Raw genomic sequence first — 25959 nt, forward strand, 5'->3', positions numbered from 1 at the left:
GCGGCCGAGACATGCGATGGTTCGGGCCGCAGCGTGGTTAACCCTTGCCGGCGGTTGGTGTTAGACTGAGGAATCGAGTTTCAGGCTTTCCTGATCCGGACTCCGTAGGCGTGCAGGTGGACGCGGCATGATGACATTCCGATTTGGGCGGACCCGGTTGGGTCGGACGGCGCTCGGTGCCTTGCTCCTTTCCACGGCGGGTCTCCTGCCGGCCGGCAACGCCACTGCCGCGGCCCCGGCTGCGACGGAGCGTCCGTCGCTGACCTCGGCGACCGGCAGCTATCTGGCCGGGCGCTTCGCCCAGCGCCAGGACGATTGGGCCGCCGCCGCCCTGTTCATGGCGCACGCCCTGTCTGCCGACCCCGGCGACCTGACGCTGCTGCGCCGCACCTACCTGCTGAAGCTGGGCGAAGGGCAGTTCGACGCCGCCATAGACCTCGCCAAGCGGCTGCTGGAGCAGGACAACGACCCGCAGATGGCCATCGCCCTGCTGGCCTCCGACAATCTGGCCCGCGGCAAGCTGAAGGAAGCCAAGGCCATGGCCGCGCGCATGCCCAAGGAGGGCATGGCGAAGTACATCGGCCCGCTGATCGACGCCTGGCTGGCCGCCGCGGAGGGCAAGACCGACGCGGCGCTGAAGGCGCTGGAGCCGCTCTCCACCGCCAGCGGCTTCGCCGCCCTGCACGACCTGCACGCCGGTCTGCTGCTGGAACTGGGCGGGCGCAAAGACGCCGCCGCGGAGCGCTTCGCCCGCGTGCTCGACAAGGAGGCGCCGCTGCGCGTCATCCAGATCGTCGGCAGCTTCTACGAGCGCACCGGCCGCAAGGACGAGGCGCGCAAGCTCTACGAGTCCTTCCGCGCCGGCAATCCCGACAGCCTGATGGTCGAGCCGGCGCTGAAGGCGCTGGACGAGGGCAAGGCCGCCGCCCCGGTGGTGTCCGACGCCAAGCAGGGGCTGGCGGAGGCCCTGTTCGATCTGGGCAGCGCCATCCATCACGAGGGGGCGGAGGAAACCGCCCTGCTGTTCGGACGGATCGCCCTTCATCTGCGCCCCGACCTGTCCCTGGCGCGGCTGATGATCGGCGACATCATGGAGAACCGCGACCACCACGCCGACGCGCTGGTCGAGTTCCAGGCGCTGGAGAAGGACCCGGTGCTGGGCTGGACCGCCCGGCTGCGCGCCGCCGAGAGCCTCGCCCGTCTGGAGCGCACCGACGACGCCATCGCCGCCTTCTCCGCCCTGTCCGCCGAGCGTCCCGAGCGGACGGACGCGCTGATCCGGCTGGGCGACCTGTACCGTGTCGCCAAGCGCTACGGCGAGGCCGCCGACAGCTACAGCAAGGCGCTGGAGCGCATCGGCACGCCGGAGGAGCGGCATTGGGCGGTGCTCTATGCCCGCGCCATGTCCTATGACAAGGTGGACCGCTGGCCGGACGCCGAGCGCGACCTGCGGGCGGCGCTGGCACTGAAGCCGGACGAGGCCTTCCTGCTGAACTATCTGGGCTACAGCTACGTCGACCGCGGGCTGAACCTGGAGGAAGCCAAGAAGATGATCGAGAAGGCCGTCGCCCTGCGCCCCAAGGACGGCTACATCGTGGACAGTCTGGGCTGGGCGCTCTATCGCACCGGCGATTTCGAAGGGGCGGTGGAGAAGCTGGAGCGCGCGGTGGAGCTGAAGCCGACCGACGCCACCATCAACGACCATCTGGGCGACGCCTACTGGCGCGTCGGACGCCGCAACGAGGCCCGCTTCCAGTGGACCCGCGCGCTCCGCACCGCGGAGGAGGAGCCGCAGAAGGAGGACATCCGGGCTAAGCTGGATAAGGGTTTGGTCGACCCCAAGGCGGCCGAGGCCGCTCCGGCGAAGGTTCAGTAAGCGGCGCTTACATAGGGTCTGGCGCTCGCCGCATCCGTGCCGCATAAAGCCCTTTCCTCCCCATTCGGGAGGAAGGGCTTTTCGTTTCCGGGGACCCGACCATGAGTTCCATCGCCGAGGCCGCACCGGCCAAGCTGAACCTCTATCTGCATGTGGTGGGCCGCCGGGACGACGGCTATCACGAGTTGGACAGCCTCGTCGCCTTCGCCGACGTGGCGGACCGGGTGACGGTGCAGCCGGGCGTCGCGCGGATCGCGCTGCGCGGGGTGGACCTGCCGCCGGTCGGGCCGCGGCTGGCCATCTCCGGCCCCTTCGGCCCGGCCTTGATGGGAGAGAATCCGGCGAACAACCTGGTCATCCGAGCCGCCCACGCGCTGGCCGCCCGGCTGGGGCGCGAGGCCGACGCAATGATCGTGCTGGAGAAGGTTCTGCCCATCGCCTCCGGGATCGGCGGCGGCTCGGCGGACGCGGCGGCGACGCTGCGCGCCCTGGCCCGGCTGTGGGGCGTGCCGGTGACCGACCCGCGCTTCTATGAGATCGCGGCATCGCTGGGCGCCGACGTGCCGGTCTGCGTCGCCGGGCGGAGCTGCTATTTCGGCGGAGTGGGAGAGGTGCTGGAGGAGGCGCCGGCCCTGCCGGACACCTTTGCGGTTCTGGTCAACCCCGGCGTGCCGGTGCCGACCCCCGCCGTGTTCAAGGCCTGTAAAGGCATCTTCAAGAGTACCTTCTCAGCCCCGGCCCGCTTCACCGAAGCCCCCGCCGACGCCGCGGCGCTGGCCGTGCTGCTGAAGGAGCGGCGCAACGACCTGACCGAACCGGCGCTGACCGTCGCCCCGGTGATCGCCGACGTGCTGGTGGCGCTCGATAGCACGGACGGCTGCCTGCTGGCCCGCCTGTCGGGCAGCGGGGCGACCTGCTTTGGCCTTTATGCGGATGCGGAACAGGCCGACGCTGCCGCCCGGTCGATCCAGACGGCGCAGCCGCGCTGGTGGGCGAAGGCCGCGCGGCTCCTGCCGACCCCGGCGGACGCGCCGCCGCTGCCCAAGGGGCTGGCGGCACCGTCCGCGGTCACCACGGCCCCGGTGCCGCCGGTCCCCTTCCCGGACACCGGCGGCTGGGGCGTCGGCTGACCTTTATGCCGGCTTAGCAACCACCGCCACGGGTCATCGCGCCGCCCAGCATGGCGCCGCCCAGCGTGCCGGCGGCCGTCGCCGCCAGCTTGCCATCGCCACGCCCAAACTGCGAGCCGACCAATCCGCCGACCGCGGCGCCGCCCAGCACACCGATCAGGTCGCCGTCGAGCGGCCCGCATTCCACGACCTGTGGCGCGGCGCGCACGACGCGCGGGCGTTGCTGGACGATGACCGGCGGCGGTTCCTCGATGTAGACGGGGGCCGGGGCGTAATGCACGACCGGCGGCTCCTCATAGACCACGACCGGCGGGGGCCGGCGGACGATCACCACGCGCCCGTCGCCGTAGCCGCCGTCGATGTAGCCATGCTCGTAATAGCGGCCACGCTCATGGCGTTCACGTCCATGGCGTTCGCGCTCATGATGATGGCGCTCCTGCTTGGCACGCCAGCCATGGGCCGGAGCCCAATCCGGCGGATCGGCGAGGACCGGGGACACCCCCGCGCCCAAGGCCGCCACGCCAGCCAGCAGCGCGACGGCGAGGGGTTTGGGGGCGAAGCGGATGTGCGTCATGATGGCTCCAGGATACGTCTTACCCGGATGAACATCCGGGGCTGGAGTCTTCATCCATCCGACAACCGGGAGGGGCGTGACATTTTTGGGGTGCGCGATCGGGGTGTTCCTGCCCGGCTCCTCCCCCTTCCTCCAGGTCTCGCAGGATCGGGCAGTCCGGCCGCTCGTCGCCGTGGCAGGCGTGCGCCAGATGCGTCAGCGTGTCGCTCATCGCGCGCAGTTCGGCAATCTTGGCCTCCAGCTCCGCCACATGGTCGAGCGCCACGCGCTTCACCTCGGCGCTGGAACGGCTGCGGTCCTGCCACAGCCCGACCAGGATCTGGATGCGCTCGATGCTGAAGCCCAGCGTCCGCGCCCGCTTGACGAAGCGCAAAACATTCACGTCGCTGGACGAATAGACGCGATAGCCCGCCGCCGTCCGCCCGGCCTCGGGGATCAGGCCGATGGACTCGTAGTAACGGATCAGCTTGGCGTTCACGCCGGACGCCTTCGCCGCGTCGCCGATGGTCATGCCGCCCACGCTCATGGCTTCCACCCCCGCAGCGACAGGGCGTTCAACACGACGCTGACCGAACTCAGCGCCATCGCCGCCCCGGCCAGCACCGGGCTGAGCAGGCCCGACGCCGCCAGCGGGATGCCCACCAGATTGTAGATGAAGGCCCAGAACAGACCCTGGCAGATCTTGGAATAGGTCCGGCGCGACACGTCGATGGCGCCGGCGACCAGCGCCGGATCGCCGCGCATCAGCGTGACCCCGGCGGTGTGCATCGCCACGTCGGTGCCGGTCGCCATGGCGATGCCGACATCGGCGGCGGCCAGCGCCGGGGCGTCGTTGATGCCGTCGCCGACCATGCCGACGACCTTGCCCTCCGCCTTCAGCGCCGCCACCACGTCGGCCTTGCCGTCCGGAAGCACCTCCGCGAAGACGCGGTCGATACCCAAATCAGCGGCCACCGCGCGGGCGGCTCCTGCACTGTCGCCGGTGACCATCACCGTTTCCACCCCTTGCGCCTTCAGGGAGCGGACGGCGGCGCGGGCGCTTTCCTTCACCGTGTCGCCAAAGGCGACGAGGCCCAGAACGCGCCGCTCCGGGGCCGTTTCGGCCAGCCAGGACACGGTGCGCCCGCCGGATTCCAGCGCCGCCGCCCGTGTCTCCAGCGCCGCGTCGGACAGGCCGCTTTCCACGATCAGCCGTTTGCTGCCCAGCAGAAGGGCGCGCGCCTCCACGGTCGCCGCTACGCCGCGCCCGGCCAACGCCTTGAAGCCCTCCGGTGCAGCGGCAGCCACGCCCCGTTCCGCCGCACGGTCGCGGACGGCGCGGGCGAGCGGATGCTCGCTGCCGGCTTGGAGCGCCGCCGCCAACCGCAAAACTTCCGCCTCTTCGAAGCCATCCGCGGCGACCAGATCGGTGACGCGGGGCTTGCCCTCGGTCAGTGTGCCGGTCTTGTCGAAGGCGACGGCGGTGATGGCGTGGGCGTGCTCCAGCGCCTCCGCGTCCTTGATGAGGATGCCGTGGCGGGCCGCCGCTCCGGTGCCGACCATGATGGCGGTCGGCGTGGCGAGGCCCAGCGCGCAGGGGCAGGCGATGACCAGGACCGACACCGCCGTGATGATCGCCGTCTCCGCATTGCCCGTGCCGATCCACCAGCCGGCCAGCGTCACCGCGGCGATGCCCAGCACCACCGGCACGAAGACCGCGGCCACCTTGTCGACCAGCCGCTGGATCGGCGCCTTGGACGCCTGCGCCCCCTCGACCATGCGGACGATCTTGGCGAGCATCGTCTCGGCGCCCACCGCCACCGTCTCGACCAGCAGCAGCCCGTCCACGTTGATCGACCCGCCGGTGACGCGCGAACCCGGCGCCTTCTCCACCGGCAGGCTCTCGCCGGTCAGCATGGATTCGTCGACGCTGCCCACCCCCTCCGCCACGCGCCCATCCACGGGAATGCGCTCGCCGGGGCGGACCGCCACGCGGTCACCGACGCGCACCTGGGCGATGGGCAGGTCCACCTCAACGCCGTCGCGGCGGACGCGGGCGGTGTCGGGGCGAAGCTGCATCAGCGCGCGGATCGCCGCCGCCGTCCGGCCCTTGGCGCGGGCCTCCAACCACTTGCCGAGCAGCACGAAGGTGATAAGGACCGCCGACGCCTCGAAATAGAGGTGCGGCGTGTGGCCCGGATGCGCCGTCAGCATCATGTAGACGCTGAGCCCCCAGGCTGCCGAGGTGCCGAGCGCCACCAGCAGATCCATGTTGCCGGACCCGGCGCGCGCCGCCATGAAACCGGCCCGGTAGAAGCGCCAACCCAGCCAGAACTGCACCGGGGTCGCCAGCAGGAACTGCGCCCAGGGCGGCAGCATCAGATTCAGCCCCAGCAGATCCCCCGCCATGCCGAGGACCAGCGGCGCCGACAGCGCGGCGGCGATCAGCACATGGTGGAGGTCCCGCCGGTTGCGGTCCTGCGCCGGGTCTTCCGCCGCCACGGCGGAGTCTGTCTCGGCAACGGGGGCGGCGGTGAAGCCGGTCATCTCCACGGCTTCGGCCAGCCGAGCGGCGTCCACCGTTCCGGCATAGGCGGTGACGTGCGCCCGTTCCGTCGCGAGGTTCACCGCGGCCGACTCCACCCCCGGCACGCGGAGCAGCGCCTTCTCGACGCGCGCGACGCAGGAGGCGCAGGTCATGCCGCCGACCGTCAGGTCGAAGTCCTGTCTCTGCGGTTCGAAGCCGACGTTTTCGATGGCCTCCGCCACCGCCCGCGGATCGGGTTCGCCCGCGAAGGCGACCCGCGCCCGTTCGGTGGCGAGGTTGACCGACACGCCGGTGACGCCCGGCAGGCGCGACAGCGCCTTTTCCACGCGCCCCACGCAGGAGGCGCAGGTCATGCCGGAAATGCCGATGTCGAGGTCGGTGGTGGCGGACATGATCGTCCTTTCTTCGTCGTCAACCGGCACCCCAGATAAGGCTTCCAATGACTGGAAGGTCAAGGGTGCCGAAAACCGTTACGCGACCGGCAGCCCTTCGGCCTCGAAGCCGGCCTTGTCGAGCGCCGTCCGCAAGGCGTCGGCGCTGGGCGCACCGCCGACGCGGACGTCCTTCGACTCCAGGTCGATCTGCACATCCTCGACCCCGGCGACGGTGCCGAGAGCGCGGCGGACGGAGGCAGCACAGCCGCCGCAGGTCATGCCGGGAACCTTGAACGCAATCATGACGAACTCCTTCCCAGAAGGTGGTGTTGCCGTCAGCTTCCGCCTTCCAGCGATTGGAAGGTCAAGAGGAAATTCGCAACCCGGTCACTGCCGTGGTACCGCCGGAACCAACCGCTCTGCCCGCGCATTCATGGGCCATGGACATCACCCGCCAGCGCAGCTTTCTCCATGACGAAGCTCAATTCGCCCGCGCTTTGGCCCGCGCATCGGCGGGGGCGATCATTTTCGCCCTGCCGCTGCTGATGACCATGGAGATGTGGGAGCTGGGCTTCTACATGGACCGCTTCCGGCTGGCCCTGTTCATCCTGGTGACGCTGCCGGTGCTGTTCGGCCTGTCCTACTTCGCCGGATTCGAGGAGACCTTCTGCTGGCAGGACGACCTGATCGACGCACTGTCCGCCTTCGCCGTCGGCTTCCTGATGTCGGCGGCGTTGCTGACCGTCTTCGCCATCGTGCGTCTGGACCAGCCGTTGCCGGAGATCATCGGCAAGATCGCGCTCCAGTCCGTGCCGGCCAGCATCGGCGCCATGCTGGCGCGCAAGCAGCTCGGCCAGCAGGACGACCGCGACAAGGAGCGGCGCATCCGCTCCAGCTATCCGGGGGAACTGTTCCTGATGGGAGCGGGGGCGCTGTTCGTCGGCTTCAACGTCGCCCCGACCGAGGAGATGATCCTGATCTCCTACAAGATGTCGCCCTGGCACGCGGTGGCGCTGGCGGTGCTGTCGCTGGGGCTGCTGCACATCTTCGTCTACACGGTCGGCTTCGCCGGGCAGGAGAGCGCCGGGGACGACGGGTTCCTGTCCGTCTTCCTGCGCTTCTCGGTCGCCGGCTACGGCATCGCCCTGCTCATCAGCCTCTATCTGCTGTGGACCTTCGAGCGGATCGCCGGCCTGTCGATGATGGAGCTGGTGACCGCCACGGTGGTGCTGGGCTTCCCCAGCGCGCTGGGCGCCGCCACCGCCCGCCTGATCGTGTGACGAGAGGGACGCCGATGGCCGACATCCGCGAAAACGACATCGCCTCCGGGAGCGCCTCCAGGGACGAGGACGGCAGCGCGTCGGTCTCCCGGCTGGCCTGGATCTCGTCGGGGCTGGGGCTGCTGCTGTTCCTGGGATCGGTCGGGGTGCTGGGTTACGAGGGCATCACCCGCGGCAACGGCCCGCCGGTGATCACCGCCACGGTGGAGGCGGTGGTTCCCGCCGGCCCGCGCTGGCTCGCCCACATCCTGGTCACCAACGACGGCGGCAAGACCGGCGCGAAGGTCCAGGTGGAGGGCCAACTGATGGGGGGCGACGAAGCTCTGGAAACGTCCGTGGCCGAATTCGACTATGTGCCCGCCGGCTCCGAACAGAAGGGTGGCCTGTTCTTCGACCGCGACCCGCGGGCACACGATCTGCGCCTGCGCGTGCTGGGCTACGTGGAGCCCTGAACCAAGCGGGTCCCGGCCTGTTGTCCTGGCACCGGAAACAGAGGACACCGAGATCCCGCGATGACCCGCCTGACCATCGACGAGGCGCAGCAGCGCATCCGCCTTTTCCTGACCGGCGACATGGTGGAGGCGCTGCGCGCCGTGGACTATGAATCCCCGCCGCTGGCCGACCGGCCGTCCGGCCTGACGTTGGAGGCGGCACGGCGGGCCGCGGTGCGCTTCAGCCATGTCGAGGGGGCGTCCGACTGCCTGTACCGCGTGGACGCCTTCGACGAATCGCTGGTGATGCGGCTGCAACTGAACGTCCGCCGCTTCGTGGCGATCTATCAGATTCCGGTCGCCGATCCGGTGGCCAGCGCCACCATCTCCCCGCATTTCGAACGCTGGGCCATCGGCGCCGGCCACGCCGGCTGGACCATCGGCTGGCGCGACGGCACCGACCCCTGGCAACCCGACCGGCGCGCGGTGGAGACCTACTGCTACGCCATGCTGCCCGATGACTTCCTCGACAACCCGCTGGAGCAGCTCTACTGGCGCACGGACCTCGTGCAGATGACCCGCGCCTTCATGCTGGAGGCCCGCCGCATGGGCATCCGCCTCGCTGCGCCAGAGGGGATGTGAAGACCCCCACCCCAGTGGGGCAGGGGCCTTCCGCTCGTCAGGCCAGATCGAACAGCAGCACCTCGGCGCTGACCACGCCGTCCAGCGTCAGGGAGTCCTCCTTGCTGATCGCGGCGCCGTCGCCTTCCTTCAGGATCTCACCGTTCAGCCGGACCTGACCGCGGGCGACCTGCACCCAGGCGTGGCGGCCCGGACGCAGCTCGTGGGTCACGCTGTCGCCCTCGTCCAGAAGCGTGGCGTAGAGGTCCACGTCCTGATGGATGACCACGCTGCCGTCGCGCCCGTCCTGGGAACCGACGAGGCGCAGGCGGCCCTGCTTCTCCTCCCGCTCGAAGGCCTTCTGCTCATAGCCGGGGACCATCCCCTCCTCGTTGGGCAGGATCCAGATCTGCAGGAAGTGCACCGGGTCCTTCTTGGACGCGTTGTACTCGCTGTGCCGGATGCCCGACCCGGCGCTCATCCGCTGCACGTCGCCGGGGCGGATGACCGAGCTGGTGCCCAGCGTGTCCTTGTGCTCCAGCGCGCCGTCCAGCACATAGGACACGATCTCCATGTCGGCGTGCCCATGGGTGGGGAAGCCGGCGCCGGGGATCACGCGGTCGTCGTTGATGACGCGCAGCGCGCGGAAGCCCATGTGGGCCGGGTCGTAGTAGTGGCCGAACGAGAAGCTGTGCTTGCTGTTCAGCCAGCCCATGTTGACGGCGCCCCGTTCGTCGCGGTTGCGGATCGTGATCATCTCTGCTCCTCCTCGTCCTGTGCGAGGCCCTGTGGCCCCTCGTCTGGAGAGGAATGTGCTCCCGTTTCCGCAAAACAACAATTGCCGGAGTTGCGGCTTATCTGTTCCATGAGACGCAACAAACGGCTATGATGGCGGCTCCCCTCAACCAGCGTCGCCGACCACGATCATGCCCGCCATCATCCCTGATGTTTCGCCCCTCCTCCTCGCCATGGACCTGACCGGGATCTTCATCTTCGGGCTGACGGGAGGGACGCTGGCCGTGCGGCATCGTCTGGACATCTTCGGCGTGATGGTGCTGGCGCTGGTGACGGCGCTGGCCGGCGGCGTGCTGCGCGACCTGCTGATCGGGGCGATCCCGCCGGCCACCATGCAGGACGAGCGCTACCTGATCACGGCGCTGGCCTCGGGCCTGTTCGCCTTCTTCTTCCACCCCTTCATCAACCGTCTGGTCAAGCCGGTGATGGTGCTGGACGCCGCCGGTCTGGGCATCTTCGCGGTGGCCGGCTGCGGCAAGGCGCTGGCCTATGGGCTGGGGCCGCTGCCCGCGGTTCTGCTCGGCGTGCTGACCGCCTGCGGCGGCGGGCTGGTGCGCGACGTGCTGGTGGCCGAGGTGCCGCGCGTGCTGCGCGAGGAGATCTACGCGGTGGCCGCCCTGCTGGGGGCGGCGATCGTCATCGCCGGGGCCATGCTGGACCTGCCGAAGGCGCCGGTCGCCATCGCCGGGGCGGCGGCGGCCTTCCTGCTGCGGGTGGTCAGCGTGCTGCGCGGTTGGAGCGCGCCGCGCGCTCCCGGCTCATGACATTTGCGGTGAACAACCAAAGGCTTCCGCTGTTGGAATGGGCATGAGCGACACCGTGACCGACAACCCGGCCATGAGCCGGTTCGAACTGGACGTGAACGGCCAGACGGTCTTCGCGACCTACCGCCGCCGCGGCACCATCCTGCACATCCCCTATGTGGAGGCGCCACCGTCCCTGCGCGGCACCGGCGCCGCCGGGCGGCTGCTGGAGGGGGTGATGGCCATTGCCCGCGCCGAGGGGCTGACCATCGTCCCGATCTGCGGCTATGCCGCCAACTGGATGCACCGCCACCGCGAGCATCACGACCTGCTGGCGCGGTAAGCCTCACGACGGTCCCGGCGGCCGATGCCCGTCGGTCGCCGCGAACACCTCCTTGGCCGCGAACAGCCCGTTGAGAGCGGCCGGGAAGCCCGCGTAGACCGCCATCTGCATGAGGACCTCGACGATCTCGTCGCGGGTCAGCCCGACGTTCAATCCGGCCTCGATGTGCACCTTGAGCTGGGGTGCCGCGTTCCCCATGGCGGCGAGCGCCGCGATGGTGGCGATCTCGCGGGAGCGCAGATCGAGTCCGGGCCGCGAATAGATGTCGCCGAAGGGAAATTCGAACACATAGGTCGCGAAGTCCGGCGCGATGTCGGCCAGCGCCGCCACCACCTTGTGGCCGGCCTCGCCGTCGATTTCGGCAAGCGCCCGTTGCCCGCGCTCAAGCCGGCTTTCTTCGACCCCGGATGCGATCTTGGACAGGTGCGTCATCGTCAGTCTTCCTCTGTTCCGTTTCGACGTAACCGTCGATCTTGGTATCGAGGACGAGAAGACAGGCGTTCAGCTCATCGACCCGGGCACGCACGCGCTCCCGGTGTTGCTCCAGCAACGCCCGCCGTTCCGCTTCGGTCCCGGCGCCCTCCTCGCGCAGCGCCGCGTAGCGGAGCATGTCGCGGATCGGCATGCCGGTCGTCTTCAGCCGGCCGAGAAACTCGATCCAGGTCAGGATCGAGGCGTCGTAATCGCGGTGGCGGGACTGGTTCCGGTCGGCGTAGGGCAGCAGCCCGATCCGCTCATAGTAGCGGATGGTGTGGGCCGTCAGTCCCGAGCGTTTCGCGAGGTCCCCGATCTTCATGCGCGTCTGCTTCTCATCACGATGCACAGGACGCTACGGGTTCGAGCGCGCTCTAAGTCAAGAGGGATTCGGTCACCGCGACCGCCAAGGCGTCACAGGCCGAGATAGGCCTGCTTGACCGCAGGGTCTGCCAGCAGCTCCTCGCCCGTGCCGGCCAGAACAACGCGCCCGTTCTCCAGCACATAGGCGCGTTGTGCCAACTTCAGCGAAGCGGCGACGTTCTGCTCCACCAGGATGATCGTCATGCCCTCGGCGGCCAGCGCGCGGATGGTGCGGAACAGCTCCTGCACCATGGTCGGGGAGAGGCCGAGCGACGGCTCATCGAACATGATCAGGTCGGGCTTGCCCATCAGGCAGCGCCCGATGGCCAGCATCTGCTGCTCGCCGCCCGACAGGGTGCCGGCGGCCTGCTCCAGCCGCTCCTTCAGGCGGGGGAAAAGGGTCAGCACGCGCTCGAACGTGTCCTTCGCCCCGGCGCGGGCGCGCGGGATGACGGCACCCATCTCCAGATTCTCGCGGATGCTGAGCGTCGGGAAGATCTGCCGCCCCTCCGCCACCTGCCCGATGCCGAGGTCGCAGACGACGTGGCTGGGCAGGCCGGCGATGTCCTTGCCGCGGAAGCGGATGGTGCCGCGGGCCGGCTTCAGGATGCCGGAGATGGTGCGGATCAGCGAGGTCTTGCCCGCCCCGTTGGCCCCGACGATGGCGGTCGTCGTGCCCTCCGCCACCGCGATGGACACGCCGTCGAGCGCCTGGGCGTCGCCGTAGAAGAGGTCGAGGTCGGATACGGTCAGCATGCGGGGTCTTGCGTCGTGGCGGCCTTGGGAGAAGGGCCGCCACCTTAGCGCAGGCGCCGCCGGAACCGAACGGCTTTTACTTCAGGAAAAACAGGACGCTCATCGCCAAGCCCACCCCAATGATGCCCGCGCGCAGGATGCGCGACGGTATCTTGCGCCCGACCCGCGCCCCGACATAGCCGCCGGCCACCGCCGCCACGGTCATCAGCGCGGCGTAGGACCACTCCACCGCCCCGCCGACCGCGTAGGCGGCGACCGCGATGGCGGTCAGCACGGCGGAGAACAGGTTCTTCAGCGCGTTCATGGCGTTCAGGTTGGTCATCCCGAACAGGCTCAACTGCGCCAGCAGCAGGATGCCGAGGCCGCCGTTGAAATAGCCGCCATAGACCGACACCGCGAACAGCGTGGCGAGCATCGCCCCCGTCCCGTGCAGCCCCACCGCCCGCAGCCGGGCCGCCAGCATGCCGCCGAAGGCGAACAGCGCGGTGGCAACCAGCAGCAGCCAGGGCACGATGCTGCGGAACACCGAATCCGGCGTGACCAGCAGCAGCGCCGCCCCGATCAGCCCGCCGGTCAGGCTGACCACCGACAGCGTGACCAGCCCGACCCCGCCCACCGGCTCCAGGTCGTGGCGGTAGCCGTAGACGCCGCTGGCGTAGCCGGGCAGCAAAGCCACCGTGCCGGTGGCGTTCGCCGCCACCGGTGGAACCCCGGCGTAGATCAGCGCGGGAAGGGTCAGGAAACTGCCGCCGCCGGCGACCGCGTTCATCGCCCCGGCCAGGAAGGCCGCGGCGAGCAGAAGAAGGGATGTCGTCACCATCGTTCGGGTCGTTGTCTTTTCTTGTTGTTTGTTTATCCCCTCGCCCCTCCGGGGCTCGGAGCCGCCGGCCAAAGGCCGGTTGAACGCCGAAGGCGATCAAAGGCGGAGAGGGGATGCGAGGCTTGCGAGCAACCGGGTTAGGGTGAGGGGGCGCCCGTAGGGCGTCCAAGCACTGCAATGAGGGAGCGTTGTCGGCCTGCGGCCGCCCCCTCATCCCATACCCTTCTCCCCAGAGGGGAGAAGGGCTCAACAACCTACTCCCTCCCCCTCAGCTCACGCCGGATGATCTTGCCCGTGGTCGTCATCGGCAGGCTGTCCACGAACTCCACCGCGCGGGGATACTCGTGGGCGGCCAGCCGCGTCTTCACATGGGCCTGGATCTCCGCCGCCAGTGCGTCGCTGGGGCGCACGCCGTCCTGGAGGACGATGAAGGCCTTCACGATCTCGGTGCGCAGAGGGTCGGGCACACCGACCACGGCGGCCATGCGGACGGCGGGGTGGCCGATCAGGCAATCCTCGATCTCGCCGGGGCCGATGCGGTAGCCGGCCGACGTGATGACGTCGTCGTCCCGCCCGACGAAGCGGATGTAGCCGTCGGCGTCCAGCTCGCCCTGGTCGCCGGTGACCAGCCAATCCCCGATGAACTTTGCCGCCGTCGCCTCCGGGTTGTTCCAGTATTGCAGAAACATCACCGGGTCCGGGCGGCGCACGGCGATCAGGCCGATCTCGCCGGGCGGCAGGCGCTTGCCCTGACCGTCGATCACCGCCACGTCGTGGCCTGGCGCCGGACGGCCCATGACGCCGGGCTTGGGCGGCATGACCGTGGCGCAGGAGGACACGATCATGTTGCACTCGGTCTGGCCGTAGAACTCGTTGATGGTAAGCCCAAAGGTCTGGCGGCCCCAGTCGAGAAGCTCCGCCCCCAGCGTCTCGCCGCCGCTGGCGACGGAGCGCATGCTGTAGGCCCAGCGCGTCTGCGGGTCCTTCACCGCGCGCATCATCTTCAGCGCGGTCGGCGGCAGGAAGGCGTTGCGCACCTGGAAATCGGCGATCAGGCGGAAGGCCTCCTCGGCGTCGAACTTCTCGAAGCGGTGGGAGACCACGGTCACGCCATGGTGCCAAGCGGGCATCAGCACGTCGAGCAGACCACCGATCCACGCCCAGTCCGCCGGGGTCCAGATGCGGTCACCCGGCTGCGGGAACAGGTCGTGGGAGATCTCCACCCCCGGCAGATGGCCGAGCAGCACCCGGTGCGCGTGCAGCGCCCCCTTCGGCTGGCCGGTGGTGCCGGAGGTGTAGATGATGACCGCCGGATCGTCCGCCGCCGTGTCCACCGGCGTGAAGTCCTCCGAGGCGGCATCGACCAGCGCGTGCCAGTCCAGTTCGCCCTCCCCGGCCTCGTCGATGCGCAGGACGAGTTTCAGCTCGGGCAGGCGATCGCGGATCTGGGCGATCTTGGCCGCGCCCAAGGCGTCGGTCACCACCGCCCGCGCCCCGCAATTGCCGAGCCGGTATTCGAGAGCCTCCACCCCGAACAGCGAGAAGAGGGGAACGGCGACGCCGCCCATCTTGTAGACGGCGACGTGGCTGACCGCGGTCTCCGGGGCCTGGGGCAGCAGAATGCCCACCCGGTCGCCGCGCGCCACCCCATGGGCGGCCAGCGCGTTGGCGAGCCGGTTCGACAGGCGGCGGATGTCGGCGAAGCTGTAGGTTTCCACCGCGCCATCGCGGCGCTTGTGGATCAGGGCGGTGCGGTCCGGGTCGCGCTCCGCCCACGTGTCGCAGACGTCCACGCCGATGTTGTAACGCTCCGGCACCGACCAGACGAAACGGTCGCGCAGGCCCTCGTAGCTGTCCGCTTCCGGCAGCATGCTTTTCCTCCCGACGGGTTCTTGCCGGCCGCTTGGACGCGGCCATTTGGGCTCATCATAGGGGCAACGACGGCGTTCCGTCACGCGGACGGAATAGTTTGCGGGGCTGCCATGTTGATGAACACAGGTTCCGTTCCGTGGGGTTCGAGATGAAGGCCAAGGGGTTCGTTGCGGTTGTGTTGTCCGTGGGCCTGCTGGCCGGCTGCGCCAGCCCCTATGGCTATGGGTATGGTGGTGGCGGATACGGGGCCAACTATGGCGGCGGCTACGCCCCCGGTTACGGCAACAAGGCGACGGCGGGCACCTTGCTCGGCGGCGTGGCCGGCGGCCTCGCCGGGTCGCGCTTCGGCGGGGGCACGGGCAAGCTGGTGGCGGTGGGCATCGGCACGCTGCTCGGCGCCGCGCTGGGCAACGCCGCCGGCCAGTCGATGGACCGCGCCGACCTGATGTACGCGCAGCAGGCGGCGGGGCAGGCCTACATGGCGCCCACCGGCGCGACCGTGCAGTGGAACAACCCGCAGACCGGCAACTGGGGCACCTACACCCCGACCCGCGACGGCACCGGCCCCTATGGCGAGCTGTGCCGGGAGTTCCAGACCAGCATCGTGGTCGGCGGGCAGCTCCAGCAGGGCTATGGCACCGCCTGCCGCCAAGCGGACGGAAGCTGGCGCATGGTGAGCTGACGCACCGCGCGCACGCCCTTCAACCAAGCGGGGAAATGCTCTAGACAGACGGGCATGGCGACGATCAAGGACGTGCTGGCCGCGGCGCTGGCCCATCATCAGGCCGGACGGCTGGCGCAGGCCGCCGCCGGCTATCAGGCCGTCCTCGACACCCTGCCCGACCATGCGGACGCGCTGCATCTGCTGGGCGTCGTCTATCTCCAGGCCGGGCATCCGCCGGAAGCCGAGCCGCGCATCCGCGCCGCCCTCCGCGCCGACGCGACCGTCGCCGACTATCACGACAATCTGGGCAGCGCGCTGCGCGCCCTGGACCGGACGGCGGAGGCGGCGGAGGCCCATCGCGCGGCGATCCGCCTGCGCCCGGCCTTCGCGCAGGCCCATTACAACCTGGGCAACGCGCTGGACCGGCTGGGCCAGCTGGAGGAGGCGGCGGACGCCTACCGGCAGGCCGCCGCGCTGCGCCCCGGCTACGCACGGGCGCGCTTCAACCTCGGCAACACGCTGACGGCGCTCGGCCGGCTGGGCGAGGCGGACGACGCCTTCCGCGCCGCGCTCGCCGACGATCCCGAATTCGGCGAGGCGCACGCCAACCGCGCCTCGCTGATGTTGCAACGCGGCCGGGCGGCAGAGGCCGAGCGGGCCTTGCGCCGCGCGCTGGCGCTGCGCCCCGACCACGCCACGGCGCTCGCCAACCTGTCCGCCGCCTTGCTGGCCCTCGACGCCCCCGCCGACGCCGAGCGGGCGGCCCGCCGCGCCGAATTCGCGCGCCCGGACTTCGCGGAAGCCGCGCTGCGCCGCGGCGACGCGCGGCAAAGGCGCAACCGTCTGGCCGAGGCCGCTTGTGCCTACGCCCGGGCCGCCGCCCTGTGTCCCGATCTGGCGGAGGCTTACGCGAACCTCGCGCTGGTGCGCCAGACGCAGGGCGAGCTGGACGCCGCCGAGGCTGGCTACCGCCGCGCCTTGGCGCTGCGGCCCGATCTGGCCGAGGTGCGCTCAAACCTCGCCTATCTGGAGCTGTTCCGGCCCGGCGTCACGCTGGCCCGCGTGCTGGAGGCGCATCGCGGCTGGGACGCCGTGCACGGCGCACCGCTGCGGTCCGAGTGGGCGCCGCGCTCCCCGGCGGTGAGACATGACGCCCGGCCACTGCGCGTCGGCATTCTGTCCGGCGACTTCCGCCGCCACCCGGCGGGGCAGTTCGCGGTGCGGGCGGTGGAGGCGCTTCCGGATTTCGGCGTCGAACTGACCCTCTACGCCAACCAGATGGAGGCGGACGACCTCACCGACCGCTTCCGCGCCGCGGCGGCGCGCTGGGTGCCGGTCGCCGACCGGACCGACGCTGAACTTGCAACATTGATCCGCAACGACCGGCTGGACGCGCTGATCGACCTCGCCGGGCACAACGCCCGCGGGCGGCTGGGCGTCTTCGCGCGCAAGCCGGCGCCGGTCCAGGTGGCGTGGTCCGGCTACATGGCGACCACCGGGCTCGCCGCCATGGACGCGCTGGTCGCCGACGCCCACCATGTGCCGGAGGGGGCGGAGCGCTTCTACAGCGAGCGCATCCTGCGCATGCCCGGCGCCTTCATCGCCTACGACCCGCCGCCGGACGCCCCGGAGCCCGGCCCGCCGCCCTGCCTGACCGGCCAGCCCGTCACCTTCGGCGTCTTCAACATCCTGACCAAGCTGACCGACGAGGTTCTTTCGACTTGGGCCGCCCTGCTCGTCCGGGTGCCCGAGTCGCGCCTGCTGCTCAAGACCAAGGCCCTGTCCTGCCCGAAAACCGCCGCCCAGTGGCGTGAACGGCTGGCCACGGCGGGCATCGCGCCGGAGCGGCTGATCCTGGCCGGAGCGACCGCCAGCCGGGAGCATATGGGCTGGTGCGCCCGCGTCGACGTGGCGCTGGATCCCTTTCCCTTCGCCGGCAGCACGACGACGCTGGAGACGCTGTGGATGGGCGTGCCGGTCGTCACCCTGCCCGGCGAGACCTTCTCCAGCCGGCACTCCCTGGCTTTTCTGAGCGTGGCGGGAGTCGAGGGTTGCGTCGCCCGCGACCCGGCGGACTATGTGGATCGCGCTGCCGGCTGGGCCGCCGACCCGGCTCGGCTGGCGGAACTGCGCCGGACTCTGCGCCCGCGCATGGCGGCCGGGCCGCTCTGCGACGGGCGGCGCCTGGCCGAAGCCTTGGTGAAGTCTCTGCGGGATTTGACACAAGGCGCCTAGCCTTTCCGGATAGGACACCCCGGATCCCTAAATTGGGGGTTGTTTGGCCACTGAATTTTCGTCACATGTTGTATATCAGATTCATCAAGGGTCGTGACGCCCAGGGGGTCCTGGATGCTGAACCTTTCGGCTGTCCGCACGGCCATTGAGGACGTGGAGCAAGCCATCGCCGCGATGCTGGCGCCGGAAACGCTGGCCGCCAAGACGGTCGCCACCAACCGGCGGGCGCTGGCGCGCCTTTACACCGCCTATGCCCAGGGCGTTCTCAAGCGGCACGGCATCGCCGTGGATCTGGACGACATCTGCGGGCAATGCTGCCGCGACTGCCCGGATGGACGCTGCGCCCGGCTTCCCTGCTGACTCACTTCTCACCGATGAAGCGGACCCAGGGGAAATCCAGAACGTCGAACCAGCGCACCTCCGGCCCCTCCCCCCGCCGCTCCAGCGCGTCGAGCACCACGAAGGGCGCGGCTTGATCCAGCATCCAGAACCCGCGCCCCTCCCGCAGGAAGGCCGCGATGTAGGCCGCGGTCAGGGCCAGAAAGGCACGCCCCAGCGGAGTCGGCTGGAACGCCGCGAAGCACACGGTGATCTCCCGCGTCGGGCCGCGCCAGCGGGCATCGCGCAGCAACCCGACGTCGGCCCCCTCCGGCAGCAACGCCAGCGCGTCCGTACCCCCGGCCAGCGTGCAATCGGCGTCCAGATGCAGCAGGGGGCGTCCCCAAAGCGTCATTAACTGGTGCCAGCGCAGGAAGCGGATGCAGGCGTAGTAGGTGGTGCGCCGGTGGTCGTCCCAACCCGTGAAGTCCACCCGTTCCCGGCTGCAGCTTAGAAGCAAGCGCTCCTGCCGCCGGGTGAGGTCGGCCATAGTCTCCGGCGAGGGGTTCACCACATGGACATGGACCGCCACGCCGCTGCCCACCGCTTCGACCGAATCGAGCAGGCCGGTGGCGAAGCGCCGGTAATAGCCGTCGTCGCAGGACACCGCCAGCAGCGGCCCGTTGCCCGCGGGCAGCTCGGCGAGCAACTCCAGCGGGGGGAAGGCGCCGAGCAGCGAGTCGGCGTCGGGCAGCCCGTCCAGCGCCCGCCGCCCCGCCCGCACCATCGACCACAGGCGCAGCTCGAAATCCGCCGCCACCTCCGCTGCGGTGAATCTCCGGGCAAAACGCCGCATGAAGCGGCTGGCGAGGTCCGTCCGCCCCCGCCGGTAGAAGCGGTAGGCGACCACGGCCGCCGCCCGCGTGTCGCGCGGGTTGCCGCGCAGGACCGTGAGGGCGGTGCGGGCGGCGCGGTCCAACAGCCAAGGCGGCGCCTGCCCGGCCTGGACGAGCGAAAGCGCCGTCCCGAGCAGCGCGTCCGCCGCCGCCCCGTGCCGCGGATCGGCGGCGAGCGCGCGGGCCAGGGCGCGCCCCGCGCGCTCCACCAACTCCGGGTCGAGGCGCCGGGCGTGCGACAGCGGGCGGTCCAGCCCGGCGTCGGCGAGCGCGCTCACCGCCGCGTTGTGCAGCGCGTCGGGATGGGCGGGCGCCAAGGCCACCGCCTGCCGGCGAAGCTGCGCCGCGTCTTCCGCCCGGCCCAGCGCCGCCAGGGCGTTGGCGCGGTTGATCCGCGCCTCGGCGAAGTCGGGCCGCCCGGCCAGCGCCTGGGCGAAGGCCGCCGCCGCACCCGCCGCGTCCCCGCGCTCCAGCCGTAGCGTGCCCAGCGCGAAGGCGGCCTGGACATCCGCCGGGTCGAGCGCCGTCGTGCGGGCGAAGGCGCGCTCCGCAGCCTCGGGCAGTCCCGCGGCTCGCAGGGTCCGCGCCAGATTGCCGAGGAAATCGGCGTCGCCGGGCCGCTGCGCCACGGCGCGGCGCAGCAGCGGAAGGGCCGCGCCCGCCCGACCGCTCTGGCTTTCCAGCACGCCCAGCAGGTGGAGCGCGTCGGGATGGCCCGGTTGGCCGCGCAGGATGCTATGATAGAGGGGCCGGGCCGCGTCCAGCCGGCCCGCCTGATGATGGCCGACCGCGGCGGCCAGGGCATCCCGAAGTGTCACCATGCCGCCTGTCTACACGCGCCGCCGGGCCGGAGTCCATGCGGCGTCGCGGTCGGGGGCGCCGTCTGTTGCGAAGGAGAGACCATGGCCGACCGGCCGCTCGTCAGCGTCATCACGCCAAGCTGGGGACGGGAGGACGTCCTGCCGCTGTGCCACGCCCGCGTCCTGGCGCAGACCGTCCCCGACATCGAATGGCTGGTGTTCGACGATAGCCCGCGCCCGTCCGCCTATCTCCAGCCACTCGCCGGGCCGCGGCTGAAGTATTTCTATGCGCCGCGCCGCTATGCCATCGGCGAGAAGCGCAACATCCTGGCCGAGCACGCGCGCGGCGAGGTCATTGTCCATTTCGACGACGACGACTTCTACGCGCCCCATTATGTCGAGCGGCTGCTCGGCTGGCTGGAGGCGGGGCACGACGCGGTGACCCTGTCCGGCTGGTTCCTGCACAGCGCGGTGCACGGCACCTTCGGCTATTGGGACACGGCGCGCGGCGGCTCTCATCACCGCTGGGGCCGGACGACCCGCGCCTATGTCGAAGCGCCGGAGACACCGCCGTCCGACGACAATCGGCTGGGCTACGGCTTCTCCTACGCCTACCGGCGGTCGGTGTGGGAGGCGGTGCGCTTCCCGCCGGTCAACGCCTGCGAGGACGCACCGTTCATGAAGAGTGCGCAGGGGCGCTTCCGCGTCGCCGCCTTTCCGGACGCCGAAGGGCTGTGCCTGCACACCCTGCACGCCCGCAGCACCAGCCTGTGCCTGCCGCAATATGAATTGCCGCCCCTGCTGCTGGAGCGCCTGTTTGGACCGGAGATCGCGGCTTACACGGGGGGGTGGGCTGGGTCGGACCTGAATCCGGGTCAGACCTGAACGTCGAGATACATGCCGCGTCGGTAATTGCGCGGCAGCGTCAGGATGCCGTTGACCAGAAGGCTGGCGAGTTCGCGGACGCTGGGGATGCGCTGGCGTCCGCCGCCCACCTGCTCCGCCCGGTTGCGGACGCCGACGGCGCCGGGCGACGCGACGCGCCCGCCCCCGACCTCGGAGCGGATCGGTTCGTTGGAGCGGTCACCGGTGCGTCGCGTTTCAACCATGCCCGATACGTACCGCAACCGACGCCTCACTGACAAGGCGGAGCCGGCGCGGACCAACCCTTGTCGCAGGTGGAGGTGATGGCTCCGTTCCCGTTCGTCCCTTTGCTTGACAAACTGTTATATCAGCGGTAACCGATACGTCTCTAAACCTTACGGTTTGGATGGGTATAGGTGGTTCGGGGCGTCGGAGGGAAGTCCATAACAATAAGCGCCCCGACCCGCCTTCCCTCTCACCTCAACCATGCGGTCAGCGCCGTCAGCGCGCTCAGCACCAGAACATAGAGCGCCAGATCGAACAGCGGCGGGTGCCAGACCCAGCCGTAAAAGCCCGCCGCCCGCAGGCCGCGCCGCAGCAGGCCCGAGACGAACCAGGCCGCGATGGCCAGGATCAGCAGCGGCGGGATGAACAGCCCGTAGATGTCGATTTCGCCGATCATGCGGTCACCGGTTCGCGGAGCGATTCGCTGGAGGGGTCGGGGGCGGCGAAGGTCAGGTGCGGGAACAGCGCGCGGCGCAGCCCGGCCAGCGCGATCACCGCGCGGTCGCGCTCCGTCGACCGCGGCTCGGCCGACAGGTTGGACAAGGCGGCGTCCATCATCGGCAGAACCTCCGCCGGGGGCGTGCCGAGGCGGCGGCTGGACAGGCCGCGGAAATGCTGCCCCACCGCGCCCAGCAGCCGCGCCACATGGGGCGCCGCCGGGCCGCCCAGCGCGCGGCGCGCGCGTTGCAGTTCCGCCACGTTCAGACCGACCCGCAGATCGTTCACCGCGTCCGCCGCCGCCAGTTCCTGCTGCGGACCGGCCAGCGCCAGACGGGAGGACAGCAACCCGACGCGGTCGAGCATCCGGTTCTCGAAGCTGCCCACCGGAATGCCGGAGCGCGCGGCGGTCATCGCCGCGATCTCGCTCCAGCCGGCGCGAAGCAGGCGCCGGGCGCTCCACGCCGCGCCGACCGAGCGGCAGAGCTGGGTGACCAGAAGCGCCGTGGCGATGCCCACCACCTGCGCGACGGTGCTGTTCAGGAAGGACGCGAAATCCCCCGTCCCGAGGTCGAGCAGGCTGAGCGAGCCGACCACCCCCATCAGCAGCGCCATCGCCTTGCCCATGGTCGCCGGCCGCGCCACGAAGACGCCCAGCGTCAGGAAGGTCGGGGCGAGGCCCAGCACCAGCATGGGGAAGCTGTCGAAGGACGGCAGGACGACCAGCAGGTAGAAGGCGGCCAGCGGCACCGACAGCAGGGTGAAGACCAGGAACAGCCGGATGCCCGGTGCCGGATCGTCCAGCGAAGCGAAGAAGCAGCAAAAGACCGCCGTCATCATCGCCGCCGCCGATCCCGACGACCAGCCGGTGCCGATCCAGAAGGCGCAGACCACCGCGATCCCGAGCAGCGCCGCGAAGCCCGACCACAGCGCCATGCCGGCGTCGAGATGGAAGACGTCGCGCGAGCGGCGGCGGGTCAGCGGGTCGAGACGCTCCGGCAGGCTGCTCTTGCCGTCGCGGATGTGCGCCTGCAGGTCGCGGCAATCCTGGTGGATGTCCACCAGCGAGCGCAGCCGGGTCAGCAGGTTGAGAAGCGTCGCCTCCTTCCAGCCGGTGCCCGCGCCGATGACCGGGGACAGCCGGGCGATCTCCGCGCGCAGGAGGTCGGCGCCGCCCTCCTCATCATCACCGCCGGCTGATTCGCTGCCCACCCAGCGGTCGAGATCGGCCAGCAGGGCGGAGACCTCGGCGGGCAGTTGGCCGCGTAGGGCGTCCAGCCGGTCCTCGATGCCGGCGGTCAGCGGCAGCAGATAGGCCATGCGGTCCTGCATCGCCCGCACCGCCCGCGTCATCCAGCGCACCTCCGACGTGTCGTAGGGCAGATGGGTCGCCATGACGCGCAGTTCGGTGATGTCGCGGGCCAGCTTCTGCCGGTCTCCGCCGGATTCGGCTTTGCCGGACAGGGCCTCGCGCGTCCAGCGCTCCGCGTCGCGCAGCGTGGCGTCCAGCCGGCCCAGCAGCGCCGGCCCGACGCTCTGCGGGAAGACCACGCTGTGCACCACGGTCGCGCAGAGGATGCCGATCAGGATCTCCTCGACGCGGGCCAGACCGGTGTCGAAGATGGCCGACGGGTCGGTCACCGCGGGAAAGCCGATCAGGCCGATGGTGTAGCCGGCCAGCATGAAGAGATAGCTGCGCGGCGTGCGGTCGAGCAGCGAGATGAACAGGCAGACCGCCACCCACAGCCCCAATGCCAGCGTCAGCAGCTCCGGCGAATCGGCGAGCGCCGGCACCAGGGCGATGGCCCCGGCGCAGCCCAGCGCCGTTCCGGCGACGCGGAAGACCGCCTTCGACCGCACCGCGCCCGACAGCGGGCCGGAGACGATGTAAGCGGTCGCCATCGCCCAGAAGGGCCGCGGCAGCCCCATGGAGAAGGCGATGTAGAGCGCCAGCATGGCCGCCGCGAAGGCCTTGACCGAGAACAGCGCCTCGTTGAGTGAGACCAGTTTCAGCGAGACCAGTTTCAGGGCGGGCGTCCTCATTGCTCGGCCACCCGCTTGGCGGGCGCTCCCTGCTCCGCCTCCCGCACCACCTCGACGGTCACGGTGCGTCCGGCGACGAGGTCGCGGGGGTCGGGCACCCGCTCCAGCGCGACGCGCACGGGGATGCGCTGGGCCAGACGGACCCAATTGAAGGTCGGGTTGACGTTTGGCAGCAGGCCGGTGCCTTCGGTGCGGTCGCGGTCCACGATGGCGTGGGTCACGCTGTCCACCCGCCCGGTCAGCCGCTCCGGCTCGCCCATGATGGTGACGCGGACCGGGTCGCCGACGCGGATGCGCGGCAGCTTGGTCTCCTCGAAATAGCCGACGACGTAGAAGGAATGGCGGTCGATCACCGCGACCACCGGCTGGCCCGCCGTCACGTAATTGCCGGCCTTGAGCTGGAGGTTTGTGACGAAGCCGTCCACCGTCGCCCGCACCTCCGTCCGCTCCAGGTTGAAGCGGGCGAGGTCGAGCGCCGCCTCCATCTGGCGGGCGGCGGCGGCGGCCTTGGCCTGGGTGGAAGCGACCTCCTGCCGCTGGGCGGTGGAGACGACGTTGTTGCCAAGCTGCGCGTAGCGGTCGGCCTCGGCCTTGCGGAAGGACAGCTCGGCGCGGGCGCTTTCCAGGTTGGCCTCGGCCTGATCGACGGCGAGGCGGTAGCGGCTGGGATCGACGACGAACAGGACGTCGCCCTTGCGGACCGCCTGGTTGTCGATGACCCGGACCTCGGTCACCAGACCGGCGACGTCGGAGGACACCTGCACCACGTCGGCCCGCACCCGCCCGTCGCGGGTCCAGGGCTGGTTCATGTAGTAGTCCCACAGCCACCAGCCGCCGCCGACGGCGCCCAGCGTGACGACCAGCGTGACCGTGATCCGAATGAGGAGGGAGAAGAGTTTCACCGTGGTTCGTCCTTGCGCTCCACCGGCACGGCCGGGAGCGATCGTTCGGTGTCCCGCCGCTGCGGGACGCGCTGCTGTGTAGAACCCTTGTCAGCCCTTCATGGCTCGAGCGTTCGACTCAATCGCCGCCATGGCCCGCATGGCACCGGCGATCTCCGGACCGGAGGCGCCTTCGAGCAGGCGCCGCCGCACGTCGTTCAGCGCGGTGTTCACGCGGACCAGCATGTCGCGGCCCTCGTCGGTCAGGTGCAGGGTCTTGGCCCGCCGGTCGTCCGGCGCCTCCCGGCGCTCGACCAGCTTCGCGGCCTCCAGGCTGTCGAGCAGCCGGACCAGCGACGGCCCCTCCACTCCCATCTCCTCGGCCAGATCGCGCTGGCGCATCCCGTCGCCGAGTTCGTTGAGAAGCATCAGCGGCGAGATGACGGAGGAGGAGAAGCCGCTCTCCGCCAGCACCTTGTTCGCTTCCCGCCGCCACAGATGGGCGGCGCGGAACAGGTGGATGCCGAAGTTGGACGGAAAGTCCGGGGCGGCGGTGGGAGCGGGGATGGACGGGTCGTTCGATTGCATGCCTATTTAATAGCTTTGCTATCTAATTTCGGCAAGGTGCCCCACCCCGCCGCTCGGTCATTGCAGGCATGCGCGCATCCGCGGCGTCATGTGGTCGAGAAAGGCGCGGACCCGGTGCGGCACCCGCTCCCGCCCGGTGTAGACGGCGTGGATCTCCTCGCGGTCGACCAGCACGTCGTCGAGCACGCTGACCAGCCGCCCCTCGGCGAGGTCGGCGCGGATGTGGTATTCGGCCAGCCGGGCCAGACCGAGGCCGAGCAGGGCCATGTGGCGCACCGTCTCGCCGTTGTTGGCGACGATGCGCGTGTCGATCTCGCGGTCGACCAGCCGCCCGCCGGACTTCAGCGGCCAGACCGCGGCGGCGCGGCGGAAGTTGAAGCCCAGGCAGTCGTGGCGCTCCAGATCGGCGGCGCTCTCCGGCGTGCCTTTGCGCTCCAGATAATCCGGCGACGCCACGATGCGCCGCCGCACGTCGCCCAGCCGCACCGCCAGCAGCGCCGAGTCGGACAGCCGCCCGGCGCGGAAGGCCACGTCGGTCCGCGCCGCGTAGAGGTCCACCACCTCGTCGGTCAGGGTCAGGTCCAGGCGGATGCCGAGATAGGCCCGCGTGAAGTCGGGCAGCAGCGGCAGCAGGCAATGCCGCCCGAAGGGCACCGACACGCTGATGCGGATCAGGCCGGTGGGCGAGCGGGCGCCGCCCGCCACCTCCGCCTCCATGGCGTCGAGATCGCCCAGCAGGCTCTCGGCCCGCTCGCGGTACAGCTCCCCCTCCGCGGTCAGGCGCAGCCGGCGGGTGGAGCGTTCGACCAGCCGCACACCGAGCCGCTCCTCCAGCCGGGTCACCAGCTTGGCGGTGGAGGACGGGGTCATGCCGACCTCGCGCCCGGCGGCGCTGAAGCTGCCCAGCGCCGCGACGCGCAGGAAGACCCTCATGTCCCAGGCGCGGCTGTCGCTCATCGCATTGCCCT

28 protein-coding genes are annotated in these 25959 nt (G+C 70.4%); 11 read left to right on the forward strand and 17 right to left on the reverse strand.

Annotation, left to right across the window (positions count from 1 at the left end; all coding sequences use genetic code 11):
* Window positions 1-181 precede the first annotated feature (181 nt).
* Window positions 182-1876 (forward strand): tetratricopeptide repeat protein, encoded by a 1695-nt coding sequence (locus AMK58_RS20100; protein WP_236778248.1) that lies wholly within the window; start codon window positions 182-184, stop codon window positions 1874-1876.
* A gap of 101 nt (window positions 1877-1977) precedes the next feature.
* On the forward strand, window positions 1978-3006 hold the full coding sequence (locus AMK58_RS20105; protein ID WP_059399340.1) for a 4-(cytidine 5'-diphospho)-2-C-methyl-D-erythritol kinase: 1029 nt from the start codon (window positions 1978-1980) through the stop codon (window positions 3004-3006).
* 13 nt (window positions 3007-3019) lie between these two features.
* On the opposite strand, the gene AMK58_RS20110 is transcribed toward AMK58_RS20105, so the two are convergent.
* The 4 genes from AMK58_RS20110 to AMK58_RS31150 form a co-directional block, all read right to left on the reverse strand.
* Entirely contained in the window at window positions 3020-3580 is a 561-nt protein-coding gene (locus tag AMK58_RS20110; RefSeq protein WP_059399341.1) for a glycine zipper 2TM domain-containing protein, read from the reverse strand.
* A 19-nt stretch (window positions 3581-3599) separates the two neighbouring features.
* Window positions 3600-4091: a Cu(I)-responsive transcriptional regulator gene (cueR, locus tag AMK58_RS20115; protein ID WP_196813177.1), complete on the reverse strand. Its 492-nt coding sequence runs from the start codon at window positions 4089-4091 to the stop codon at window positions 3600-3602.
* An 11-nt stretch (window positions 4092-4102) separates the two neighbouring features.
* Window positions 4103-6499, reverse strand: a complete 2397-nt coding sequence (locus AMK58_RS20120) for a heavy metal translocating P-type ATPase (protein WP_035678420.1) — start codon at window positions 6497-6499, stop codon at window positions 4103-4105.
* 78 nt (window positions 6500-6577) lie between these two features.
* Complete coding sequence (locus tag AMK58_RS31150; RefSeq protein WP_035678417.1) at window positions 6578-6784, reverse strand: heavy-metal-associated domain-containing protein; 207 nt, start codon at window positions 6782-6784, stop codon at window positions 6578-6580.
* A 137-nt stretch (window positions 6785-6921) separates the two neighbouring features.
* Between AMK58_RS31150 and AMK58_RS20130 the strand changes: the two genes are divergently transcribed.
* From AMK58_RS20130 to AMK58_RS20140, 3 genes are read left to right on the forward strand one after another with little or no spacing between them, the layout of a single operon-like run.
* Entirely contained in the window at window positions 6922-7761 is an 840-nt protein-coding gene (locus AMK58_RS20130) for a TIGR02587 family membrane protein (RefSeq protein ID WP_035678415.1), read from the forward strand.
* Between the two features lie 14 nt (window positions 7762-7775).
* Window positions 7776-8213 (forward strand): hypothetical protein, encoded by a 438-nt coding sequence (locus AMK58_RS20135; protein WP_051140573.1) that lies wholly within the window; start codon window positions 7776-7778, stop codon window positions 8211-8213.
* A gap of 60 nt (window positions 8214-8273) precedes the next feature.
* Complete coding sequence (locus tag AMK58_RS20140; protein WP_035678411.1) at window positions 8274-8834, forward strand: hypothetical protein; 561 nt, start codon at window positions 8274-8276, stop codon at window positions 8832-8834.
* A gap of 37 nt (window positions 8835-8871) precedes the next feature.
* Here AMK58_RS20140 and AMK58_RS20145 read toward each other — a convergent pair whose 3' ends face one another.
* On the reverse strand, window positions 8872-9570 hold the full coding sequence (locus AMK58_RS20145) for a pirin family protein (protein ID WP_035678409.1): 699 nt from the start codon (window positions 9568-9570) through the stop codon (window positions 8872-8874).
* A gap of 169 nt (window positions 9571-9739) precedes the next feature.
* On the opposite strand from AMK58_RS20145, the gene AMK58_RS20150 reads away from it, so the two are divergent.
* Entirely contained in the window at window positions 9740-10372 is a 633-nt protein-coding gene (locus AMK58_RS20150) for a trimeric intracellular cation channel family protein (protein WP_035678407.1), read from the forward strand.
* A 43-nt stretch (window positions 10373-10415) separates the two neighbouring features.
* Window positions 10416-10694: a GNAT family N-acetyltransferase gene (locus tag AMK58_RS20155; RefSeq protein WP_035678432.1), complete on the forward strand. Its 279-nt coding sequence runs from the start codon at window positions 10416-10418 to the stop codon at window positions 10692-10694.
* Window positions 10695-10697: 3 nt separating this feature from the next.
* Here AMK58_RS20155 and AMK58_RS20160 read toward each other — a convergent pair whose 3' ends face one another.
* The 5 genes from AMK58_RS20160 to AMK58_RS20180 all read right to left on the reverse strand — a co-directional run bounded on the left by AMK58_RS20160 (window position 10698) and on the right by AMK58_RS20180 (window position 14978).
* The gene (locus AMK58_RS20160) at window positions 10698-11126 is read right to left on the reverse strand and encodes a carboxymuconolactone decarboxylase family protein (RefSeq protein ID WP_035678406.1); all 429 of its coding nucleotides are present in this window, start codon (window positions 11124-11126) and stop codon (window positions 10698-10700) included.
* Complete coding sequence (locus AMK58_RS20165; protein WP_035678404.1) at window positions 11077-11490, reverse strand: MerR family transcriptional regulator; 414 nt, start codon at window positions 11488-11490, stop codon at window positions 11077-11079. The genes AMK58_RS20160 and AMK58_RS20165 overlap by 50 nt, the downstream gene beginning before the upstream one ends.
* Before the next feature lie 92 nt (window positions 11491-11582).
* Window positions 11583-12287 (reverse strand): ABC transporter ATP-binding protein, encoded by a 705-nt coding sequence (locus AMK58_RS20170; RefSeq protein ID WP_035678402.1) that lies wholly within the window; start codon window positions 12285-12287, stop codon window positions 11583-11585.
* A gap of 76 nt (window positions 12288-12363) precedes the next feature.
* A complete protein-coding gene (locus AMK58_RS20175) occupies window positions 12364-13107 on the reverse strand; it encodes a sulfite exporter TauE/SafE family protein (RefSeq protein ID WP_035678399.1) in 744 nt (247 codons plus the stop codon).
* Window positions 13108-13361: 254 nt separating this feature from the next.
* Entirely contained in the window at window positions 13362-14978 is a 1617-nt protein-coding gene (locus AMK58_RS20180) for an acyl-CoA synthetase (protein WP_035678391.1), read from the reverse strand.
* Between the two features lie 137 nt (window positions 14979-15115).
* Here AMK58_RS20180 and AMK58_RS20185 point away from each other — a divergent pair, with 137 nt between their 5' ends.
* From AMK58_RS20185 to AMK58_RS20195, 3 genes are all read left to right on the forward strand, one after another.
* Window positions 15116-15661, forward strand: coding sequence for an RT0821/Lpp0805 family surface protein (locus AMK58_RS20185; RefSeq protein ID WP_079285597.1), 546 nt, complete (start codon window positions 15116-15118; stop codon window positions 15659-15661).
* Between the two features lie 54 nt (window positions 15662-15715).
* A complete protein-coding gene (locus tag AMK58_RS20190; protein ID WP_059399342.1) occupies window positions 15716-17878 on the forward strand; it encodes an O-linked N-acetylglucosamine transferase, SPINDLY family protein in 2163 nt (720 codons plus the stop codon).
* Between the two features lie 114 nt (window positions 17879-17992).
* Window positions 17993-18238: a hypothetical protein gene (locus tag AMK58_RS20195; protein ID WP_035678382.1), complete on the forward strand. Its 246-nt coding sequence runs from the start codon at window positions 17993-17995 to the stop codon at window positions 18236-18238.
* Between the two features lies 1 nt (window position 18239).
* Here the strand turns inward: AMK58_RS20195 and AMK58_RS20200 are convergent, their stop codons facing one another.
* On the reverse strand, window positions 18240-19913 hold the full coding sequence (locus AMK58_RS20200) for a tetratricopeptide repeat protein (RefSeq protein WP_059399343.1): 1674 nt from the start codon (window positions 19911-19913) through the stop codon (window positions 18240-18242).
* A gap of 81 nt (window positions 19914-19994) precedes the next feature.
* Between AMK58_RS20200 and AMK58_RS20205 the strand changes: the two genes are divergently transcribed.
* On the forward strand, window positions 19995-20777 hold the full coding sequence (locus AMK58_RS20205) for a glycosyltransferase family 2 protein (protein WP_051140570.1): 783 nt from the start codon (window positions 19995-19997) through the stop codon (window positions 20775-20777).
* Here the strand turns inward: AMK58_RS20205 and AMK58_RS20210 are convergent.
* The 6 genes from AMK58_RS20210 to AMK58_RS20235 form a co-directional block, all read right to left on the reverse strand.
* On the reverse strand, window positions 20768-21001 hold the full coding sequence (locus tag AMK58_RS20210; RefSeq protein WP_035678364.1) for a hypothetical protein: 234 nt from the start codon (window positions 20999-21001) through the stop codon (window positions 20768-20770). The two genes, AMK58_RS20205 and AMK58_RS20210, sit on opposite strands and share 10 nt — an antisense overlap.
* 230 nt (window positions 21002-21231) lie before the next feature.
* Entirely contained in the window at window positions 21232-21438 is a 207-nt protein-coding gene (locus tag AMK58_RS20215; RefSeq protein WP_035678363.1) for a DUF1656 domain-containing protein, read from the reverse strand.
* Window positions 21435-23522 carry an FUSC family protein gene (locus tag AMK58_RS20220; RefSeq protein WP_059399344.1) on the reverse strand — a complete coding sequence of 696 codons (2088 nt, stop codon included), beginning with the start codon at window positions 23520-23522 and terminating at the stop codon, window positions 21435-21437. Before AMK58_RS20220 ends, AMK58_RS20215 begins: the two co-directional genes overlap by 4 nt.
* Complete coding sequence (locus tag AMK58_RS20225; RefSeq protein ID WP_035678362.1) at window positions 23519-24424, reverse strand: efflux RND transporter periplasmic adaptor subunit; 906 nt, start codon at window positions 24422-24424, stop codon at window positions 23519-23521. The genes AMK58_RS20220 and AMK58_RS20225 overlap by 4 nt, the downstream gene beginning before the upstream one ends.
* Before the next feature lie 90 nt (window positions 24425-24514).
* Window positions 24515-24991: a MarR family winged helix-turn-helix transcriptional regulator gene (locus tag AMK58_RS20230; protein ID WP_035678360.1), complete on the reverse strand. Its 477-nt coding sequence runs from the start codon at window positions 24989-24991 to the stop codon at window positions 24515-24517.
* Between the two features lie 57 nt (window positions 24992-25048).
* The gene (locus tag AMK58_RS20235) at window positions 25049-25948 is read right to left on the reverse strand and encodes a LysR family transcriptional regulator (protein ID WP_059399432.1); all 900 of its coding nucleotides are present in this window, start codon (window positions 25946-25948) and stop codon (window positions 25049-25051) included.
* Window positions 25949-25959: the final 11 nt, after the last annotated feature.

Origin of the sequence: Azospirillum brasilense, assembly GCF_001315015.1 — a bacterium.
GTDB lineage: Bacteria > Pseudomonadota > Alphaproteobacteria > Azospirillales > Azospirillaceae > Azospirillum > Azospirillum brasilense.

Coding starts and splice junctions, on each gene's coding strand:
- AMK58_RS20105 (WP_059399340.1), top strand. CDS start 1,978: ATGAGTTCCATCGCCGAGGCCGCACCGGCCAAGCTGAACCTCTATCTG.
- AMK58_RS20110 (WP_059399341.1), bottom strand. CDS start 3,580: ATGACGCACATCCGCTTCGCCCCCAAACCCCTCGCCGTCGCGCTGCTG.
- cueR (WP_196813177.1), bottom strand. CDS start 4,091: ATGACCATCGGCGACGCGGCGAAGGCGTCCGGCGTGAACGCCAAGCTG.
- AMK58_RS20120 (WP_035678420.1), bottom strand. CDS start 6,499: ATGTCCGCCACCACCGACCTCGACATCGGCATTTCCGGCATGACCTGC.
- AMK58_RS31150 (WP_035678417.1), bottom strand. CDS start 6,784: ATGATTGCGTTCAAGGTTCCCGGCATGACCTGCGGCGGCTGTGCTGCC.
- AMK58_RS20130 (WP_035678415.1), top strand. CDS start 6,922: ATGGACATCACCCGCCAGCGCAGCTTTCTCCATGACGAAGCTCAATTC.
- AMK58_RS20135 (WP_051140573.1), top strand. CDS start 7,776: ATGGCCGACATCCGCGAAAACGACATCGCCTCCGGGAGCGCCTCCAGG.
- AMK58_RS20140 (WP_035678411.1), top strand. CDS start 8,274: ATGACCCGCCTGACCATCGACGAGGCGCAGCAGCGCATCCGCCTTTTC.
- AMK58_RS20145 (WP_035678409.1), bottom strand. CDS start 9,570: ATGATCACGATCCGCAACCGCGACGAACGGGGCGCCGTCAACATGGGC.
- AMK58_RS20150 (WP_035678407.1), top strand. CDS start 9,740: ATGCCCGCCATCATCCCTGATGTTTCGCCCCTCCTCCTCGCCATGGAC.
- AMK58_RS20155 (WP_035678432.1), top strand. CDS start 10,416: ATGAGCGACACCGTGACCGACAACCCGGCCATGAGCCGGTTCGAACTG.
- AMK58_RS20160 (WP_035678406.1), bottom strand. CDS start 11,126: ATGACGCACCTGTCCAAGATCGCATCCGGGGTCGAAGAAAGCCGGCTT.
- AMK58_RS20165 (WP_035678404.1), bottom strand. CDS start 11,490: ATGAAGATCGGGGACCTCGCGAAACGCTCGGGACTGACGGCCCACACC.
- AMK58_RS20170 (WP_035678402.1), bottom strand. CDS start 12,287: ATGCTGACCGTATCCGACCTCGACCTCTTCTACGGCGACGCCCAGGCG.
- AMK58_RS20175 (WP_035678399.1), bottom strand. CDS start 13,107: ATGGTGACGACATCCCTTCTTCTGCTCGCCGCGGCCTTCCTGGCCGGG.
- AMK58_RS20180 (WP_035678391.1), bottom strand. CDS start 14,978: ATGCTGCCGGAAGCGGACAGCTACGAGGGCCTGCGCGACCGTTTCGTC.
- AMK58_RS20190 (WP_059399342.1), top strand. CDS start 15,716: ATGGCGACGATCAAGGACGTGCTGGCCGCGGCGCTGGCCCATCATCAG.
- AMK58_RS20195 (WP_035678382.1), top strand. CDS start 17,993: ATGCTGAACCTTTCGGCTGTCCGCACGGCCATTGAGGACGTGGAGCAA.
- AMK58_RS20200 (WP_059399343.1), bottom strand. CDS start 19,913: ATGGTGACACTTCGGGATGCCCTGGCCGCCGCGGTCGGCCATCATCAG.
- AMK58_RS20205 (WP_051140570.1), top strand. CDS start 19,995: ATGGCCGACCGGCCGCTCGTCAGCGTCATCACGCCAAGCTGGGGACGG.
- AMK58_RS20210 (WP_035678364.1), bottom strand. CDS start 21,001: ATGGTTGAAACGCGACGCACCGGTGACCGCTCCAACGAACCGATCCGC.
- AMK58_RS20215 (WP_035678363.1), bottom strand. CDS start 21,438: ATGATCGGCGAAATCGACATCTACGGGCTGTTCATCCCGCCGCTGCTG.
- AMK58_RS20220 (WP_059399344.1), bottom strand. CDS start 23,522: ATGAGGACGCCCGCCCTGAAACTGGTCTCGCTGAAACTGGTCTCACTC.
- AMK58_RS20230 (WP_035678360.1), bottom strand. CDS start 24,991: ATGCAATCGAACGACCCGTCCATCCCCGCTCCCACCGCCGCCCCGGAC.
- AMK58_RS20235 (WP_059399432.1), bottom strand. CDS start 25,948: ATGAGCGACAGCCGCGCCTGGGACATGAGGGTCTTCCTGCGCGTCGCG.